The organism is Clostridioides sp. LIBA-2809, from assembly GCF_056688965.1.
This window is the reverse complement of the sequence record NZ_CP197004.1, coordinates 3,038,379-3,057,775: the sequence shown is the minus strand read 5'-3', so window position 1 is coordinate 3,057,775 and position 19,397 is coordinate 3,038,379. Positions and strand designations below refer to the sequence as shown.

Below are 19,397 nucleotides of genomic sequence, written 5' to 3'. Positions count from 1 at the left end.
GGGGGAGAAATTGAGTATGACTAATGGCAGTTATAAAATGAAGAATTTAGTGGAAATATCCGCTATGGTGACTGAATCTACAGATTTTTTTAATATAAAAGACGACATAATAGAAAAAATGTTAGAGGTTGTTCACCCTACAAAGGCATGTGTAAATCTATTCTATAAAAATGATTCTAAACATGCCTACTTAGTATGTTCACAAACCTTAGAATATGTACCTCAAATTTTTCCAATCAATAGTCTTAAAGGTGCAAAGATTGATTTTGACACGTATCCAGAATATATACATGAAGCTGTAAATGAAAAGAAGATAATATATGTAAAAAATGTATTTGAAGATTCTAGAGCAGAAGGTGAACGAGATTTAGCAAAATCTGAAGGTTATATTGGGAGAATAGTTTTTCCTTTTATAATAAACAATGTAGTTGTTGGATTTATGACTTGCTTTTTAAAAGAGGAGGATTATTTAACAGAACAAGATATAGACTTTATATCCTCTGTTGCATCACTTCTAAGTTTATCAATAGAAATAACTAATAAAAACAATAATGTACAAATTTTAATTGATAAGTTAAGAGGTTCAATAAGTGCTATAAATGAAGCTACTAAAAAATTATACCTTAATAAGAGTATAGATGGTTTTTTAGAAAATTTAAGTAAACAAGCTTGCAATATTACTAATAGTAAAGAAGCTTTAATAATTATAACTGGTCATGAAAATAAGGATAAAATATTTAGCTGTTATAATACTGAGCAAAAAAAGAAAACCAATTTATACCCTATGCTTGATACATTTTTGAAGAAAGAGTCATTGGGAGGATACCTAAATAACTTAAAACCATGTTCAAAAAAGGGAATAAACTTGGAAAGTTATATATATTACAAACTTCAGGATAAGAATGAGACTATAGGGTGTATAGTTTGTGCAAACAGTAAAAACTATACTAGTGATGATTTAAATATTCTTAGTATATTGTCCAAACAAGTTTCTGTTGGAATGCAATTATATGAGCACAACGAAAAAGAAGTAAAACACAAAGTTCTTGAAAATGAGTTGAATATATTAAATAAACAGCAACAACTTATTATGGACAAAGGAAAAATGGATTGTAATGATGAGAAAGAGCTTTATTTTTATCATAAACCAGCAAGAGTAGTAGGAGGAGATTTTTATTATGCTACAAGGGTAGATGATGAACACATAGTTTATATTGTAGCTGATGTAATGGGACATGGAATGGTATCAAATTATGTTGTTGCGATGATAAAAGGAGCTTTTAAAGTATTATGCAATCAATATAATACACCAAGAGAAATAATGACACATTTAAATAGCATGTTGTATGATGAATTTGATAAAATGGGTGTATTTACAACATGTTTGATAGGTACTATAGATACTAAAGAAAATATTATTACAGTATCTAATGCTGGTCACTACAGTCCTGTAGTTGTAAAGAAGGATGGGACGATAGAAAATAATTTGAATTGTAAAAAAGGAATACCTATTGGGATAATGGAAGATGCTACTTATGAAAATAATACTCTTTCAATGGAAGATTATGCAATGGTATGTATGTACACTGATGGAATTTTAGAGATAAAAAATACATCAAAAGAAGAATATGGTATAAATAGATTAGAAAACTTTCTAAAAGAAAACTTTAGATTGAATCAGCAGTTAATAGTAGAAAATCTAAAATTAGATTTAAAGAATTTCTCATCAAAAGATAATTATGATGATGATATTTTAATCGTTATGTTAAAGGATAGGTAGATTGATTATGGATTTAAATGATAAAAAACAACTTAAAAGTCCAGAGATTATGATAATAAATGGAAGCCCAAGAAATAATAAAAATTGCAGTTTTATAGCAAATGAAGTAAAGGTTAAATTAGAAGAGAGTGGATTGAGTAGCAAAATATTTAACATATATGATATGGATATTGAATATTGTACAGCATGTGGATTTTGTGAAAAAACAGGTTTTTGCAAGTTTAATGATGACATGAAACCATTATATAAAATGTTTGATGAATCAAAAGGAACTATCGTGATAAGCCCTGTACACTTTGATTCAATCTCAGCTAAATTAAAAACTGTTGTTGATAGAACTCAAGCTATATATGCAAGTAAATATGTGCTAAAGAAGCCCTCAATTGATAGGAATAAGAAACGTATTGGTATGTATATTGCAGTAGGAGGTAGTAAATCCTATGATTCACAATTTAAAGGTGGGCAGATTGTCATGGATTTTTTCTTTAAGAGTATAAATACTAAACTTTTACACAATATATATTTAAATAATACAGACAATATACCTTACACAGATAATCAAGAATTTAAAGATATAATATATAAAAATTTAAAGATATATATTGATTCAATATAATTTGATTTTGTAGGTAATATTATGTATAATTGTATTGCAATAATTTAAAATAATTAAAAGGAGGGAATTTCAATGAAATTACCAATAGCATTATCTAATAAACATGTTCATTTGAGTCAAGCTGATATAGACGTATTATTTGGAGCAGGTCATGAATTAACTAAATTTAAACCATTATCTCAACCAGGACAATATGCCTGTGAAGAAAAGGTAGATTTAGTAGGACCAAAAGGAACTTTAAAAGGAGTTAGAGTATTAGGACCAGCTAGAGCTCACACTCAAGTTGAAATATCTTTAGCAGATGGATTCCCATTAGGAGTAAAAGCACCAATAAAAGAATCTGGTGATATAGCTGGAACTCCAGGTGTTAAATTAGTAGGACCTGCTGGAGAAGTAGAAATGAAAGAAGGAGTTATAGTTGCTTCTAGACATATACATATGAGCAATGAAGATGCTGCTAAATTTGGTGTAGCTGATAAGCAAATAGTAAAAGTTAAAACTTCTGGACCAAGAGCATTAGTATTTGAAAATGTATTAGTAAGAGCTAGTGATAGCTTCAATCTAGAAATGCATGTTGACATGGAAGAAGGAAATGCAGCAGGAGTTAAAAATGGAGAGTTAGTAGAATTAATAGTTGATTAATATTATAAAGGAAATTTATGCTAGTGGATGCTCTATTTGCTAGCATATTTTTTTAAATGTAATAAATTTCTATTTGATAAAATTAATCTATTAGATTAATTTATAAAATAAAGGGGTATTATGAAAAATATAATAAAAACTTACAAAAACATAATGTAATATGGTAAAATTATATATATAAAAATTTGCATATATAAAGATAACTATTTTACTCTTTAGACCAATATATACAAATAGATAAAAAAGTTTGAAAAATCTAACTTAATTTATTATATATTGTATACAAAATTATGAAGAAAACTTAACATATTTAATTTAAAAAAAAATCTACTTAAATATGTAATTAATTTACAATTTTCAAAGGAATTTTATCTAATCTGTAGTATTATATTAGAAGATAGAGTATTTGCGCGACTATATGTGTGTTTATATTTTTGTTGTGTAAATTATATGTAAATATAAAAAATAGACTTGTTATAAACAAGTACAATTGTAGCTATCAAGGAGGATACATATTATGGCTAAGTTTATGAAAACACTTGATGGAAATACAGCTGCAGCTCACGTTGCCTATGCGTTTACAGATGTAGCAGCTATATATCCAATCACACCATCTTCAACTATGGCTGAAGTAGTTGATGAGTGGGCATCACAAGGAAGAAAAAATGTATTTGGACAAGAAGTTAATGTTGTTGAAATGCAGTCAGAAGCAGGAGCAGCAGGAGCATTCCATGGTTCTTTACAAGGAGGCGCTTTAACTTCTACTTTTACAGCATCTCAAGGTTTATTATTAATGATACCTAACATGTATAAAGTTGCAGGAGAGTTATTACCAGGAGTATTCCATGTAAGTGCTCGTGCTTTAGCATCTCAAGCTTTATCAATATTTGGGGATCATCAAGACGTTATGGCTGCTAGACAAACTGGATGTGTATTATTAGCTTCTGGTTCAGTTCAAGAAGTAGCTGATATAGCACCAGTTGCACATTTAGCTGCAATAGAAGGTAGATTACCATTTATACATTTCTTTGATGGATTCAGAACTTCACATGAAATCCAAAAAGTTGAATTATTAGAAAATGAAGATTACGCAAGTTTATTAAATTTTGAAGCAGTTCAAGCATTTAGAGATAACGCATTATCTCCAAATCATCCAGTTACTCGTGGTACTGCTCAAAATCCAGATATATATTTCCAAACTAGAGAAGCTTCTAACAAATACTATCAAAATATAGTAGGTATAGTTGAAAAATACATGGAAAAAATGAGTAATTTAACAGGTAGAAAACATAGTTTATTTGATTATTATGGAGCAGAAGATGCTAAATATGTATTAATAGCTATGGGGTCTGTAACAGAGACAATAGAAGAAACTATAGATTACTTAAATGCTAAGGGAGAAAAGTATGGTTTAGTTAAAGTTCATTTATATAGACCATTCTCAATGAAACATTTCTTAGATGCTATGCCATCTACTGTTGAAAGAATATGTGTACTTGATAGAACTAAAGAGCCAGGTGCAACTGGTGAACCATTATACTTAGATGTACGTGATGTATTCTATGGAAAAGAAAATGCTCCTATGATAATAGGTGGAAGATATGGATTAGGTTCAAAAGATACTACTCCTTCAGATATAAAAACTGTTTTTGATAACTTAGTTTCAGAACAACCTAAGAATGGATTCACAGTAGGTATAGTTGATGATGTAACTAATACTTCTTTAAATCCAGCTGAGCCAATTAAAATAGCTTCTAAAGGAACTATAAGATGTAAGTTCTGGGGATTAGGTTCTGACGGTACTGTTGGAGCTAACAAACAAGCTATAAAAATAATCGGTGACCACACTGAAAAATATGCTCAAGCTTACTTTGATTATGACTCTAAAAAATCTGGTGGTATAACTATGTCTCACTTAAGATTTGGTGATACTCCAATAAGAGCAACTTATTTAATAGATGAGGCTGACTATATTGCCTGTCATAAACAATCATATGTTTATCAATATGATTTATTAAAAGGTCTTAAAAAAGGTGGTACATTTGTACTTAACACTATATGGGACCAAGCTGGAATTGAAGAAAACTTACCAGCTCATATGAAACAATATATAGCTAAAAATGATATAAAATTCTATACAGTTAATGCTGTTAAATTAGGACAAGAAATAGGTCTTGGAAACAGAATAAACATGATAATGCAATCTGCATTCTTTAAATTAGCTGAAATAATACCAGAAGAAGATGCTGTTAAATACTTAAAAGATTCTATAGTTAAAGCTTATGGTAAAAAAGGTGAAAAAATAGTTAACATGAACTATGCTGCTGTTGATGCAGGAATAAATGCTTTAGTTAAAGTTGAAGTTCCAGCTTCTTGGACAAATGCTGTTGATGCAGATAAAGAAGAAGTTAAAGAACCAGAATTTATAAGAAATATATTAAGACCAATGACTGCACAAGAAGGAAATAACTTACCAGTAAGTACATTCAATGGTATAGAAGATGGAACATTCCCTTGTGGTACTTCAGCTTACGAAAAACGTGGTATAGCTGTTGATGTTCCTGAATGGATAACAGATAACTGTATCCAATGTAACCAATGTTCTTTTATATGTCCTCATGCATGTATAAGACCAGTATTAGTTACTGAAGAAGAATTAGCTAATGCTCCAAAAGGATTTGAGACTAAAAAAGCATTAGGTAAGGGATTAGAAGGATTAAAATATAGAATTCAAGTTAGTCCACTTGACTGTACAGGATGTGGAAACTGTGCTGACATATGTCCAGCTAAAGAAAAAGCTTTAGTTATGAAGCCAATAGATACTCAACTTGATACAGAGTTAGATAATTGGGCATTTGCAGTAAATCCTGATGAAGTAGCTCCAAAAGTAGATGTTATGCCTGCAAATACTGTTAAAGGAAGTCAATTTAGACAACCATTAATGGAATTCTCAGGAGCATGTGCTGGATGTGGAGAAACTGCATACATCAAGTTAGTTACACAATTATATGGAGATAGAATGATGATAGCTAATGCTACTGGATGTTCTTCTATATGGGGAGCTTCTGCACCATCAACTCCTTATACTTGTAACCATGAAGGTAAAGGTCCATCTTGGGCAAACTCTTTATTTGAAGATAATGCTGAATACGGATTTGGTATGTACACAGCTGTTAAACAAATAAGAGGAAAAATAGTAGATGCTATGACAGAATTAGTTTCTATGGATATCTGTGAAGATGCTAAAGCAGTATTTACAGAATGGTTAGATTCTAGAAATGATGGAGAAGCTTCTAAAGTAGCAAGTGCTAAAGTTGTTGAATTATTAGCAAAACCAGCTTGTGATTGTACAGATGCAAAAGCTAAAGAATTAGTAAAAGCTATCGAGGATAGAAAAGATTATCTAGTTAAGAGATCTCAATGGATACTAGGTGGAGATGGTTGGGCATATGACATCGGTTACGGTGGATTAGACCATGTTCTTGCATCTGGTGAAAATGTAAATGTACTTGTATTTGACACAGAAGTATACTCAAATACAGGAGGTCAAGCTTCTAAAGCTACTCCAGCTGCTGCTATGGCTAAATTTGCTGCTGCAGGTAAGCAATCTAGAAAGAAAGATTTAGGAATGATGGCTATGACTTACGGAAACGTATATGTAGCTCAAGTTGCTATGGGTGCTGATAAAAACCAATTTATCAAAGCTGTTCTAGAAGCTGAAAAACATGATGGACCATCTTTAATAATAGCTTATGCTCCATGTATAAACCATGGATTAAAAGAAGGTATGGGAAGAACTGTAGCTAACGAAGCACAAGCTGTTGCTTGCGGATACTGGCATTTATACAGATTCAATCCAGAAGTAAAAGCTGAAGGTAAAAACCCATTCACTTTAGACTCTAAAGAACCAACTGCAAGCTTCAGAGATTTCATACTTGCACAAGTAAGATACTCTGCTATAGCTAAGCAATTCCCAGAGCAAGCTGAGGGATTATTTACTAAAGCTGAAGCTGATGCTAAAGAAAGATATGAAGGATATAAAAAATTAGCTGAATAATATTAAAGTGTTATAAGCTTATGTAAAGTATAGATTTAATAAAAAGGGGCTATCTCAAAATAGAGATAAGCTCTTTTTTATTGTTGAAATGATAAAAATATATTTGATTTCATACAAAAAAGAGAGCCTCATGAACTAAAAAATTCATCTGAGACACCTCCTTTTTCTATAAAATATTAAAATTTTGTTTCTGTATTTTGAATATCTTTTTTAAGTGATATTTTAGGAAGAAACATTCCAGTTTTTTTACAGTAAGTAATATAATCATTTCCAAATTCATTTATCATCTCATTTTCTTCTTTCTTTGCTAATCTATAATTATACAATTACTAGTATAGGCCACATGATTAAAAGAGGAATAGTTGCCCATTCAAATATTATACCAAGTGTTATTAGTAAACACCCTGTATATTGTGGATGTATTATATGGTTATAAATTCCTTTTGTTACTAATATTCCTTTTCCATTCTCATATCTCCAATATTTTTTATATATTGTTCTCCAGCCCAAAACCACTAGTAAGGCACCTATGACATTTAAGATTATACATATATACATTCTGAGGTGACCAATATATTGATTTAATTTATGTCCACATAAGATGCCATCTGGTAATTGTTTGCCAAAAAAACATGCTACGAAATACATACTCATTGGTATACCAAACATTTCAAGAGTGTAAGCTATTATAAATGCTAGATAGGCTGTAGTGGGTTTTCTTTGGCCATTTTTGTAAAAAGGCAGAAATAATTTTATCTGTTTTCACGTTTTTACTTGACCCAGGTATTTTTACTTGGGATAAAGAAGAAAGAAATAGTAAATTAAAAGCATTAAGTTTAATTTTAGAGAAAACTTTAATGGCACCTAAAGGAAGCTTTGATTTTTTTACGAATGACTTTTAAAGTATATATTATTAAATAATGTTTATACTGTATTTAATAGTTTTGAATATAGATACAAAAGAGTACCTCATTTGTGATTTTTTTAATCATTTAGAGATACTCTTTTGATGTATATTGAAAAAGAGTATTTTATCCTACAAAGATTTGTGTCCAATAAATTGAACCACCACTTTTTTGTGCTACTCCAACACCTATTTTACTAAAATTTGGATTTAGTATATTTTTTCTGTGACCTTCAGAATTCATCCATGCATTTACAACTTCTTTTGGAGTTTTTTGACCCATAGCTATATTTTCACCAGCTGTTTTATAGCTTATCCCAAACTTCTTCAACATATCGAATGGAGAACCATAAGTTGGAGAATTATGTGAAAAATAATTGTTATCAATCATATCTTGAGATTTCTTTGTAGCAACATTTGATACAGAAGAATCAAGTGTAAGAGGATTTAATCCAGCTTTAGATCTTTCTATATTTACTAAGTCAACGACTTCCTTTTGATAAGCTGAAAAATTTCCATTTGTAGAACCTGAATTATCATTATCTTCAGGTTTATTAGAATCTGAGTTGTTGTTATCCTCAGGTTTATTAGTAGAGCCTGAATTGTTATCTTCAGGTTTGTTAGAATCTGAGTTATTATTATCCTCAGGTTTATTAGTAGAACCTGAATTATTGTTGTCCTCAGGTTTGTTAGTAGAACCTGAATTATTATTGTCCTCAGGTTTATTAGTAGAATCTGAGTTATTATTATCTTCAGGCTTATTAGTAGAACCTGAATTATTATTGTCCTCAGGTTTGTTAGTGTTATTGCAATTCTTGTCATTATGATTCTTATCTTTGCAAGAATTATCTTTATCAGGCTTAAGCTCTGGTTTTACAGAACAATTTGGTTTTGCTGAAAATTTGTATTTAGTATTACTGTATACTAAACTTTTGTTACTTAGATTTACATTGTTTTCAAGTGATGAAGCACTTGCAGTAACAGCACTAGAAGCTGTAGCTAAGGTTAACACTCCTAAAGCTAACATAGTTTTTAATTTTGTTGGTATATTTTTTCTCATTATAAACACCTCTCAATCTAAAAATTCTAAAAATGTTACTAATTTGTAACCTTTAGTGTAGGGGTACCCGTGCATCTATACTAACATAAGAACAAGCATTTTTTTACTGTAAAGATATGTAAAAAAAATATACATGGAATAAATAGGTATATTTCAGAGCATTTGATAATTTATGTTATAAATCTGTATAGTATGGAATTACTAGTATAGAGAAAAAAATATTTTTATAATAATCTTACAATGTAAATTTATGGTTACTATAAAATTTTTTATATAGTTATTGAGATTTATTCAATATATTACTTAATATCAGTAATACATTATCATTGTTTAAGTTTTTGAGAAATAAAAAAGTCATCTACTAGAATAGATGACCTTTTATATGATAAATTATAATATATTTTAGTTTAATATAGAAGTAATCCTAACGTAATTACTATGATTTCTGCTATTAATGAGCCAACTGCAACTACAATGAAAGTTTCTTTAAATCCAGTTTTATGTGTTAACTTAGATAAACTTAAGAATGTAAGAAAAACACCACTTTGTGGAACTATAGTAAGTATATTTGAAGCTATTGTAGCAACACGATGAATTAATTCTGGATTCAGACCAGTGCTTAAATAATAATCTGCGAAGTTTGGCATTACTATTCCCAATGCACCAGAAGATGAACCTGTTATTGCTGACATTGTTGAAGTTAATACAGTAAGACTTATAAGTGGGCTACCTGGTATTGACATAATAAGTTTACTGAAGACATTAAAACCTGGTGCGGTCATTATTACTGCTCCAAATGCAACAGCAGAAGATGTTGCAAATATAGGTCCTATAGAACCACTAGCTCCTATGCTCAGTGTCTGTATCTTGGATGATAAAAATTTACGGAATAAAAATGCAGATAAAAGAATTGCAACTATTAAAGCTATGTAAATTACATTTTTTTTCAAAAACTCTGAACCAAAAGTACTTCCAACTATTGCTATAATTACAAGTGCTAATAGAGGAAAAATACTGGCAAAAAATCCTGGTAATTCTCTATCTAAAGATTCTTCTTCTGATTCTGAAGTATAAGTTGCATAAGTTTCACCTTTTTTAATACTTTTGTTTAGAGCATATTTCATGTAGACAAGTCCAAACACAGCACAACCGATACTACCTGCAATACTTGGTATAATAGCTGCAGTAAGAGAAGTATTTAGATATTGAATAGGAATAACATTTTGAATGGCTGGTGTTCCAGGAATCATAGTCATAGTAATTGTCGCAATTCCAAGCCAAAGAGGTATCTGAATAAGGTTCCAAGAAATATCAAGTTTTTTAAATAGAGTTCTTGCAAGTGGAATGACTGCGAACATAACTACAAATAAACTTATACCACCGTATGTTAATATAAAACTTACTATGAATATAGCAACTAAAACTCTATAAGGATGCTTAGAGCCGAATTTGCTTAAAATAAAATCTGCTATAGATACAGTGGCTCCACTTTCTTCCATAAATTTAGCAAGTATTGAGCCTAATAAGAATATTGCAAAATAGCTCATTATATAGTTTCCAAGTGCTCCCATGTAATTATTTTTACCAGCACCTAGCATAGATGTTACAATATCCATTCTATTTAAGAGAACAACTATTAAAGTTGCTATTGGAGCAGCTATAGTTATATGAATTTCTTTAACTGAAAAATATATAATAGCTATAATACCAATAATTATACCAATTGGTGCGATAATACTCATAAATATACCTCCTTATTAGAAGGACTTGAAGAATAGTTTCTTCAAGCCCTAAATATAATCTACTGTGCAGTATATCCTCCATCTAGTAGGCAAGCTTGTCCTGTAATTCCTTTAGCTTTATCACTTGCTAAAAACATAGCATAATCTGCAATTTCTTGAACATCTAATAGACGTTTTTGTGGTACAAGTGGGTATAAAACTTCTTCTAAGACATTTTCTAATGGTATGTTACGAGTTTTTGAAAGGTCATTAAACTGACCTCTAACAAGTGGAGTATCTACATATCCAGGGCATAAAGCATTAACTGTTATACCAGAATCAGCAGCTTCAAGGGCAGCAACTTTTGTCAAGCCTATAAGACCATGTTTTGCTGAGTTATAAGCAGCTTTACCAGCAAATCCTATTACACCATTGATTGAAGCCATATTTATTATACGACCAAATCCTTGTTTTTTCATTATAGGGAATACTTTTTTAGTAGCTATAAAAGGAGCTGTTAGCATTATTTTTATCATAAATTCAAATTTATCAGTTGGAAAATCTTCTATCATAGAAACATGTTGAAGTCCAGCATTGTTTATTAATATATCTAATCTGCCATACTTTTCAACAGTTTTGTCTATAGCGTGGTTAATTTCTTCTTCTTTAGTTACATCACACTTTACATTCATGCAATCATAGCCTTCTTTTTGTAGTTCTGTTGTAACCTTGTTTAAGGCTTCTTGATTTATGTCAGAGAACATTACTTTAGCACCACTTTTTAAAAATGATTCAGCTATTTGCTTACCTATTCCACTTGCAGCTCCTGTTACGAATACAACTTTATCTTTAACCATTTTCATTTCCTCCAATTTTATTTTATTTTTATATTAATATTTTAAATAATTTAAATTATTTTTATTTTTAATCTATTTAAACAACAGATATGTTTCCATTTAATGAATCTGATAATATTAAAGGTGCTTCAGTAGCAGAAATAACATCATCCAATGTGAAAGCAGGATTTATTTCCTTAAGTAAAATTCCATCTGATGTTACTTCCATAACTCCCATTTCAGTAACTATCAAATCTACAGCATTGGTTGCAGTAAGTGGGAGAGTACAATTATTTAATATTTTTGCAGAACCTTTTGAAGTATGTTCCATTGCTACAATAACTCTCTTAGCTCCAGTTACTAGGTCCATAGCTCCTCCCATACCTGGAACCATCTTACCTGGAATCATATAGTTTGCTATATTGCCATATTTATCAACTTGAAGTGCACCAAGAACTGTTATATCTACATGACCACCTCTGATTATTCCAAAAGATGTAGCACTATCAAAGAAACACCCTCCAGGAAGTATAGTAACTGGCTGACCACCAGCATTTACAATGGTTTCATCACTTAAATTACTATTTTCAGCTGCTCCTAAACCTAGAAAACCATTTTCAGATTGCAAGATAACGTTTACATCATCTGGAATATAATTTGCTACTTTAGTTGGTAAACCTATACCAAGGTTTACAACAGCTCCATCTTTTAATTCCTTAGAAACTCTATTTGCAATATATTCTTGTATTTCTAATTTATCCATTATAAATTACCCCCTTTAACGATGTAATTCACAAAAATACCTGGTGTAGTAACTTCATTTGGGTTAATATCGCCAATTTCAACTATTTCATCTGCTTCAACTATTGTAATTTTAGTAGCTGAAGCCATTAAATTATTAAAATTGTTCATAGAACCCTTATAAACGAGATTACCTGCCTTATCAACTTTTGATGCAAATAGAAGAGCGACATCTGCATGAATTGGCTTTTCAAGAAGGTATTCTCTATCATCTACGACGATTTTTTGCTTTCCTTCCTCAACAAGAGTACCAATACCAGTAGGTGTTAAGATACCTCCTAAGCCATAACCAGCTGCACGTATTTGTTCAGCAAGAGTTCCTTGAGGAACCAATTCAACTTCTGTTTCATTATTATTCATTTGTCTACCAGTTTCTTTATTTAATCCTATGTGGGAAGCAATTATCTTTTTGAACTGCTTATTTACAACCATTTTTCCAACACCTTTGTCAATAAAGCCAGTATCATTACAAATTAGTGTTAAATCTTTTATATTCTCATTGCATAAATAATCAATCAAACTTTCTGGTGAACCATTAGCCATGAATCCACCAACCATTATTGTATCTCCATCTTTTACATGAGATAGAGCTTCATTGATGCTAACTATTTTATTCATATTTCCTCCTATCGTGAAACCACCATTGATATTCCTTGACCGCCACCAATACAAAGCGTTGCAAGACCAGTTTTAGCTTTACGTTTTTGCATTTCATAAAGTAGGGTAACAAGTATTCTAGCACCACTTGCTCCTATTGGATGTCCTAATGCTATTGCACCACCATTAACATTTAACTTTGATGAGTCTATTTGAAGTTCGTTTTTAACAGCTAGTGCTTGAGCAGCAAATGCTTCATTTGCCTCTATTAAGTCTATATCATTAATATTAAGTCCAGCTTTTTCTAGTACTTTTCTAGTGGCAGGAATTGGACCAGTTCCCATTATTTCAGGTTCAACACCAGCCGATGCATATGACTTTATTTTAGCAAGTGGTTTAATTCCTAGTTCGTCTGCTTTTTGTTGACTCATTAATATCAACATAGCTGCACCATCATTAATACCTGATGCATTTCCAGCTGTTACAGTGCCATCTTTTTTGAATGCAGGCTTAAGTTTAGATAAGCCTTCAAATGTCATACCAAATTTAGGATATTCATCTGTATCAATGGTCTCTACCTTACCACGGCGTACTAAAATATCTACTGGAACGATTTCGTCTTTAAAACGATTGCTTTTTATAGCTTTCTCAGCTTTATTTTGACTTTCTAATGCTAGATTATCTTGCATTTCTCTAGTAAATTCAAATTTAGTGGCAATATTTTCTGCAGTTATCCCCATATGGTATTGATTGAAAGCATCAATAAGACCATCAGTTAACATGCTATCTACCATAGTTATATTGCCCATCTTACTACCAAAGCGAGCAGTTTGGACAATATAAGGAGCTTGACTCATATTTTCAGTACCACCTGCGATGACTACATCATTTTCTCCAGATGAGATTGATTGAGCAGCTAGTTGAACACTTTTAAGTCCTGAGCCACATAATTTATTTACTGTATAACTTGGGACAGAATTTGGTATACCTGCATTTATAGCAATTTGTCTAGAGACATTTTGTCCAAGTCCTGCTTGTAATACATTTCCAATTATTACTTCATCTATTTCAGATAAATTAAGACCTATACGTGATATCGCTTCTTTAACAGCGATAGTTCCAAGTTGGACAGCAGAAGTATTTTTAAATACCCCTCCAAAACTTCCTATAGGTGTTCTGACTGCTGATACGATTACTACATTTTTCATGTCTAATAGCTACCTTTCTTGAATGATAATTAAAAATTTTCTGAATAAAAAGATTATGGAACACTATAATAAATTACTTCTAATACAAGCTTGATTTTAAGTATTTCGATTATTTTTATTCCTAATGCTTTAGGTTTTCCTGTTTCTAATTATAGATTACGGCGAAAAAAGCGTTTTGTCTAAGTCTAATTTTTTATATAGTGTATAAGAAAAATTTATAGGACAGAAATTTATGGCATGCTTAGAAAAATATTTTGTTAAAATATTAATGAAATTATGTTGATTTTCCTATAGAATATTATTATAAGAAAAAATATAATCTAAACTATACTTTTGAGAAAGGTGGTTTAAAATGGACATAAAACAGTTAAAATATTTTGTTGAGATAGTGAAATCTGGTTTTAATTTATCAATAGCATCTAAGACACTTCATATATCTCAACCAGCACTGAGTCAAATCATAAAAAATTTCGAAGAGAGTGAAGATGTATATTTATTTGAGAGGTACAAAGGCAGATTAAATGGGTTAACACCAGCAGGAGAGAGATTTTATGTAAATGCAGAACATATTATAAATGAATACAAAAACATGATGGAAGATTTAAGGGAAGATTCAGTTCAATTTAAAGGTAAAGTTAGAATAGGAATACCACCACTTATACTTGGAATAGCCTTTTCAGATGTAGTTGCACAGCTAGTTGCAAACAATCCAGATATAGAATTTGACATAGTAGAGAAGGGAGCCTATGATTTAAATAGAATGCTTATCTTACAAGAATTAGATTATGCAGTACTATTACACCCACATAAAATTGATAAAAGTGTAGTGACTGAACATGTGCTTCAAGAAGATGAACTTACAGCTTTTTTAAATGTAAATCATCCACTTGCTAAAAAAGATAAGATAGACTGGAACGATTTGAATGAGCAGTTACTTGCAATATTTAATCCTACTTTTATGATACATCATAAGTTAATGCAAAAGTTTACTGATGAAAATGTAAAGTTAAAAAGATACATCATGTCTGGATCATGGGATTTTTTATTGTTATCAACTACAAACTCTGACTTTATAACCATTCTACCATCACCAGTCCACGATTTCTTTGAGAATAGTAAAATTATAGAAAGACCATTTAATCATCCTATTACATGGAAAGTTGTACTATGTAGACCTAAGAAAGAACGTTACAGCCATGTAGATGAACATGTATTTAAATTTATTATAGATTTCTTTAGTAAAAAGAAATTATAAAAATGTTATTAAAATAACAAAAAAAAGCAAACAAATTTTTAAAAATTACAATAAACTATTAGTTTTTTATCTATATATATGATAGGCGATAATAGATTTTACATATCATGGTGAATTAGTATTGAAAATTATAATATACAAAATATATCTTTTTAAAATAAAAAATAAAAACAGTGAGTATCTATGGATAGTCACTGTTTTTATTTTGTTTTTCTACATAAGGATTATTAAGTATTACTAGAAAACTTTTTACTTATTATAGTCAAACTCATAACTGTTAAAAATATAAGTAGACCTGGAAATACAGCTAAATATAACTTATCAAAAATATGTCTTTGAGCATCTTGAAGCATATTACCCCATGATGCAAGAGGTAATTGTATTCCAAGACCTAAAAAACTAAGAGCAGATTCAGTTAAGATAGCATTAGCAATATTTAATGAGCCTGCAACTACAATAGTTTCTTTCAAGTTTAAAACTATGTGTCTTAATAGTATATTTCTAGTTTTAATACCTGTAGCTTTAGCAGCTATACAGTATTCATTTTCCTTTATTTTTAACGTTTCTCCGCGGACGATTCTTGAGACTTCCATCCAACTTAAAAACCCAATAATTAGTATAATAGTGGAAACTTTAGGTGTCAAATAAGTATTTAGCACAATCAAAACTAAGAAGCTAGGGATACTCATAAGCATATCTACTATCCTCATTAAGAATTGGTCCAACTTACCTCCAATATATCCACTAATAACACCTACAGCAGTACCAAATACTATAGAAATAATCATTGATAAAATACCAACACTAAGTGAAATTCTTCCACCATAAAGAGCTCTAGAAAAATAATCTCTTCCAAGTTCATCTGTACCAAAAATATGTTTTAAAGTAGGTTCTTGAAGTTTAGAAGTAGTGTCAATTGCATTAGAGTCTATATTTAATGTAAAAGAGGCTATAATTAATAGGATGATTATACTGAGAGTAATGCATGCAAAAGCAAAGGATTTGTCTTTTTTTAATTCTTTTAGAATGTTTGTAAACATAGTTAGAACCCTCCCTTGCTGGATTTAATCTTAGGGTCAATTAATAGATATAATATATCAGCAACTAGATTACCTAAAATTAAAAAGAGTGCTGATAGCATAGTTATTGCCATAATTATGGTATAATCTCTTGAAAAAATCGAATCAATCATTAGTCTACCCATACCTGGCCAAGAGAAAACTACTTCTGTAACAAATGCACCAGTAACTAATTTTTGTATACTCATACCAAGAATTGTAACTAATGATGTGAGTGAGTTTTTCAAGACATGTTTAAAGAGTATGACTTTTTCTGATAATCCTTTTGCTCTTGCTGTAACAACATACTGTTTTTTTAATTGTTCACTTACACTAGCTTCTACATAATTTGTAAAAATAGCTGTATTATATAGGCCTAAAGTTATTACAGGTAATACTAAATGTTTTACTAAATCTCCAAGACTATCATTTCCAATAGTATGCATACCTCCTGATGGAAAAACGTTAAATTTAACTGAAAAAATTGAAATGAGTATCATACCTATCCAAAAAGAAGGAATAGAAACACCTATATAATTAAAGATAGGTGATATTTTACTAGTTATTGAATTTTTATTTACAGCTAAAAATATTCCGAGAGGTATAGCTACTAATATTGAAAATATTAAAGAAGTTCCCATAAGAATAAATGTATTTCCCATCTTTTCCATAATTTGTTCTGTAACAGGCATATGGTTTATATAAGAAATACCTAGATTTCCACTTAAAGTATTTTTTAACCAACTTAAGTATCTTATGTATACTGGTTTATCAAGTCCCATGTTAATTCTTATATTTTCAATATCTTGTGCAGACATTAAAGGATTTATATACGCATCTGCTGGGTCACCAGGAGCTAATTCTAAAAGTCCAAATGATAATATAGATATTAAGATTAACATAGGTATTAAAACTTTTACTCTATTTAATATTAATTTCAACATAAATGAATTCTCCTAATTAAGGGAGATGTCTCGTTTTAGAATAATAAAACAATGCAATGGACACTAAGTTCAAAGTTGCCATATTATTTTTAGACATCTCCCTTTTTAATTAATAATATAAAATTTTACATAAATTATTCTACATATAGCTTAGACCAGTCTTCAAATAATATTGCAGGAGATGGTTTAGCATCTTCTATTCCTTTTAAACTTTTTTGAGCTGCCATTAAATTCTGTTCATAATCTATAGTGTAAATAGGTGCATCTTTAGATATATCTTGTTGTATTTGTTTGTATATTTCTTTACGTTTTTCTTTGTCTAATTCAGTAAATCCTTTTTCCCATAAAGCATCTATTTCAGTATTAGAATATTTAGTTTGATTACAGTATTGACCAGTTTCAAACATACCTCTATATGGATTTGGCTCTAATCCCCAAGCATATCCATTTACATACATATCACATTCAGTACCATTACTAAATAATATATTGAAGAAAGCTTTACTTTCATAAGGAACTATTTCAGCTTCTATACCAATTTTTTTCAACTCTTGTTGAGCTACTAAAGCATAGTTTTTATGTCCAAATCTACCTGTGTTATAACCTATTTTTAATTTATCAATTTTAACACCACTTTTAGCTAATAAGTCTTTAGCTTTATTTGTATCTTGGTTATATCCTTCAACACCTTCTTCAGTGTAGAAGTCTGCTTCTGGAACTAATATAGATTTAGCAGGTACAGAACCTTCTTTTCCATATGCTGATTCTATCATTTCGTTTCTATTCAAAGCATATGATAATGCTTGTCTTACTTCTTTATTAGCCATATTTGCTATATTTTGGTTAAATACAATATAATTTAATCTTTCTTCACTATAAGTGTAAGTTTGTAAGTTTGAATTTGATTTTGCTTTTTCATATCCTTCAGCAGATGTTTTCATAATTGAAATTTCACCATTATTTAAAGCTGCTTCTTGAGATGCTTCATTAGGTATTATTTTTAATGCGATAGAGTCTGCATTAGGTTCTCCACCAAAATAATCTGCATTTTTTTCAAATACTATGCTTTCACCTTTTTTCCATTCTTTAAATTTGAATGCCCCAGAACCAACTGGATTATTGTTTTTTTCTGATTTAGCTATATTTGCTTCTCCTTCAAATATATGTTTAGGTATTGGAGCTATTTTAGATATACCATACAAGAAAGATTCACTTGCAGTTGGTAAGGTAATCTTAACAGTTAAATCATCAACTTTTTCTACTTTAACTGGTTTTTCGCCTATCAATAAGTATTGTCTTGATGGTGAATTTTGTTTTTCATCTAAAACTGTATTAAATGTAAATAAAACATCTTCAGCAGTTATTGGTTTTCCATCATGCCATTTTAAGTTGGATTTTAATTTTATAGTTAACTCCTTACTATCTTTAAAATCTACTTTTTCTGCTAGATAATTTACTAAATTTCCTTTTTCGTAAGTATAAAGAGGAGCATAAACTATATTTGATGCAAGAGAATCTTCTTTAACATTTGCAAAAGCTCCATTGATTATGTCAGGGTCACTTGCCATAGGAATTACAACAGTTCCACCAGATTTACTTTCTCCTCCTCCACTAGACTTGTCTTTATCATTAGAACTACAAGCTGTGAATGTAAGCATTAATGCCGAAACTAAGATTAATGATGCCAATTTTTTGAATTTCATATTCTTATAAAACCTCCATAAAATAATATTTGACGCATATTTTCATTGTATAATAAGAATCATTATTAAATCAATATATATAGAAAATAACTATTATACTGTTTTAATTGATAGAAAAAAAGAATAAAATGTAAGAAAATGTTGTAATTTAAAATTTTATAAAATACAATCAAAAAGTGTATGTTATTTTAAGCAATTTTGCTGAGAGGAGAAAA

At 30.0% G+C, this 19,397-nt stretch carries 16 protein-coding genes; 5 read left to right on the top strand and 11 right to left on the bottom strand.

Annotated elements, in window-relative coordinates:
* The first annotated feature begins 16 nt into the window (after positions 1–16).
* The 4 genes from ACTG44_RS14455 to nifJ all read left to right on the top strand — a co-directional run bounded on the left by ACTG44_RS14455 (position 17) and on the right by nifJ (position 7,095).
* On the top strand, positions 17–1,780 hold the full coding sequence (locus tag ACTG44_RS14455; RefSeq protein WP_479919274.1) for a GAF domain-containing SpoIIE family protein phosphatase: 1,764 nt from the start codon (positions 17–19) through the stop codon (positions 1,778–1,780).
* Between the two features lie 7 nt (positions 1,781–1,787).
* Complete coding sequence (locus tag ACTG44_RS14450) at positions 1,788–2,396, top strand: flavodoxin family protein (RefSeq protein ID WP_021385359.1); 609 nt, start codon at positions 1,788–1,790, stop codon at positions 2,394–2,396.
* A 72-nt stretch (positions 2,397–2,468) separates the two neighbouring features.
* Entirely contained in the window at positions 2,469–3,038 is a 570-nt protein-coding gene (pduL, locus tag ACTG44_RS14445; RefSeq protein ID WP_021385571.1) for a phosphate propanoyltransferase, read from the top strand.
* Positions 3,039–3,555: 517 nt separating this feature from the next.
* Positions 3,556–7,095 (top strand): pyruvate:ferredoxin (flavodoxin) oxidoreductase, encoded by a 3,540-nt coding sequence (nifJ, locus tag ACTG44_RS14440; protein WP_479917288.1) that lies wholly within the window; start codon positions 3,556–3,558, stop codon positions 7,093–7,095.
* 176 nt (positions 7,096–7,271) lie between these two features.
* Here nifJ and ACTG44_RS14435 read toward each other — a convergent pair whose 3' ends face one another.
* From ACTG44_RS14435 to ACTG44_RS14400, 8 genes are all read right to left on the bottom strand, one after another.
* Positions 7,272–7,421, bottom strand: coding sequence for a methyltransferase family protein (locus tag ACTG44_RS14435; protein ID WP_479919272.1), 150 nt, complete (start codon positions 7,419–7,421; stop codon positions 7,272–7,274).
* Positions 7,414–7,764, bottom strand: coding sequence for a methyltransferase (locus tag ACTG44_RS14430; RefSeq protein ID WP_479920680.1), 351 nt, complete (start codon positions 7,762–7,764; stop codon positions 7,414–7,416). Before ACTG44_RS14430 ends, ACTG44_RS14435 begins: the two co-directional genes overlap by 8 nt.
* Before the next feature lie 362 nt (positions 7,765–8,126).
* Entirely contained in the window at positions 8,127–9,059 is a 933-nt protein-coding gene (locus tag ACTG44_RS14425) for a CAP domain-containing protein (protein ID WP_479920679.1), read from the bottom strand.
* Positions 9,060–9,466: 407 nt separating this feature from the next.
* Positions 9,467–10,801, bottom strand: a complete 1,335-nt coding sequence (locus ACTG44_RS14420) for a GntP family permease (protein WP_021385488.1) — start codon at positions 10,799–10,801, stop codon at positions 9,467–9,469.
* A gap of 59 nt (positions 10,802–10,860) precedes the next feature.
* On the bottom strand, positions 10,861–11,637 hold the full coding sequence (locus ACTG44_RS14415) for a 3-hydroxybutyrate dehydrogenase (protein WP_021385548.1): 777 nt from the start codon (positions 11,635–11,637) through the stop codon (positions 10,861–10,863).
* A 76-nt stretch (positions 11,638–11,713) separates the two neighbouring features.
* The gene (locus tag ACTG44_RS14410) at positions 11,714–12,379 is read right to left on the bottom strand and encodes a 3-oxoacid CoA-transferase subunit B (protein WP_021385507.1); all 666 of its coding nucleotides are present in this window, start codon (positions 12,377–12,379) and stop codon (positions 11,714–11,716) included.
* Positions 12,379–13,035 carry a CoA transferase subunit A gene (locus ACTG44_RS14405; RefSeq protein ID WP_479920678.1) on the bottom strand — a complete coding sequence of 219 codons (657 nt, stop codon included), beginning with the start codon at positions 13,033–13,035 and terminating at the stop codon, positions 12,379–12,381. Before ACTG44_RS14405 ends, ACTG44_RS14410 begins: the two co-directional genes overlap by 1 nt.
* Positions 13,036–13,043: 8 nt before the next feature.
* Positions 13,044–14,222 (bottom strand): acetyl-CoA C-acetyltransferase, encoded by a 1,179-nt coding sequence (locus ACTG44_RS14400; RefSeq protein ID WP_479920677.1) that lies wholly within the window; start codon positions 14,220–14,222, stop codon positions 13,044–13,046.
* Positions 14,223–14,574: 352 nt separating this feature from the next.
* Here ACTG44_RS14400 and ACTG44_RS14395 point away from each other — a divergent pair, with 352 nt between their 5' ends.
* The gene (locus ACTG44_RS14395; protein ID WP_021385361.1) at positions 14,575–15,477 is read left to right on the top strand and encodes a LysR family transcriptional regulator; all 903 of its coding nucleotides are present in this window, start codon (positions 14,575–14,577) and stop codon (positions 15,475–15,477) included.
* A 227-nt stretch (positions 15,478–15,704) separates the two neighbouring features.
* On the opposite strand, the gene ACTG44_RS14390 is transcribed toward ACTG44_RS14395, so the two are convergent.
* The 3 genes from ACTG44_RS14390 to ACTG44_RS14380 form a co-directional block, all read right to left on the bottom strand.
* A complete protein-coding gene (locus ACTG44_RS14390; RefSeq protein ID WP_021385410.1) occupies positions 15,705–16,517 on the bottom strand; it encodes an ABC transporter permease in 813 nt (270 codons plus the stop codon).
* 2 nt (positions 16,518–16,519) lie between these two features.
* Complete coding sequence (locus ACTG44_RS14385) at positions 16,520–17,479, bottom strand: ABC transporter permease (protein ID WP_479920676.1); 960 nt, start codon at positions 17,477–17,479, stop codon at positions 16,520–16,522.
* Positions 17,480–17,613: 134 nt separating this feature from the next.
* Positions 17,614–19,182, bottom strand: coding sequence for an ABC transporter substrate-binding protein (locus ACTG44_RS14380; protein ID WP_479920675.1), 1,569 nt, complete (start codon positions 19,180–19,182; stop codon positions 17,614–17,616).
* Between the last annotated feature and the right edge of the window lie 215 nt (positions 19,183–19,397).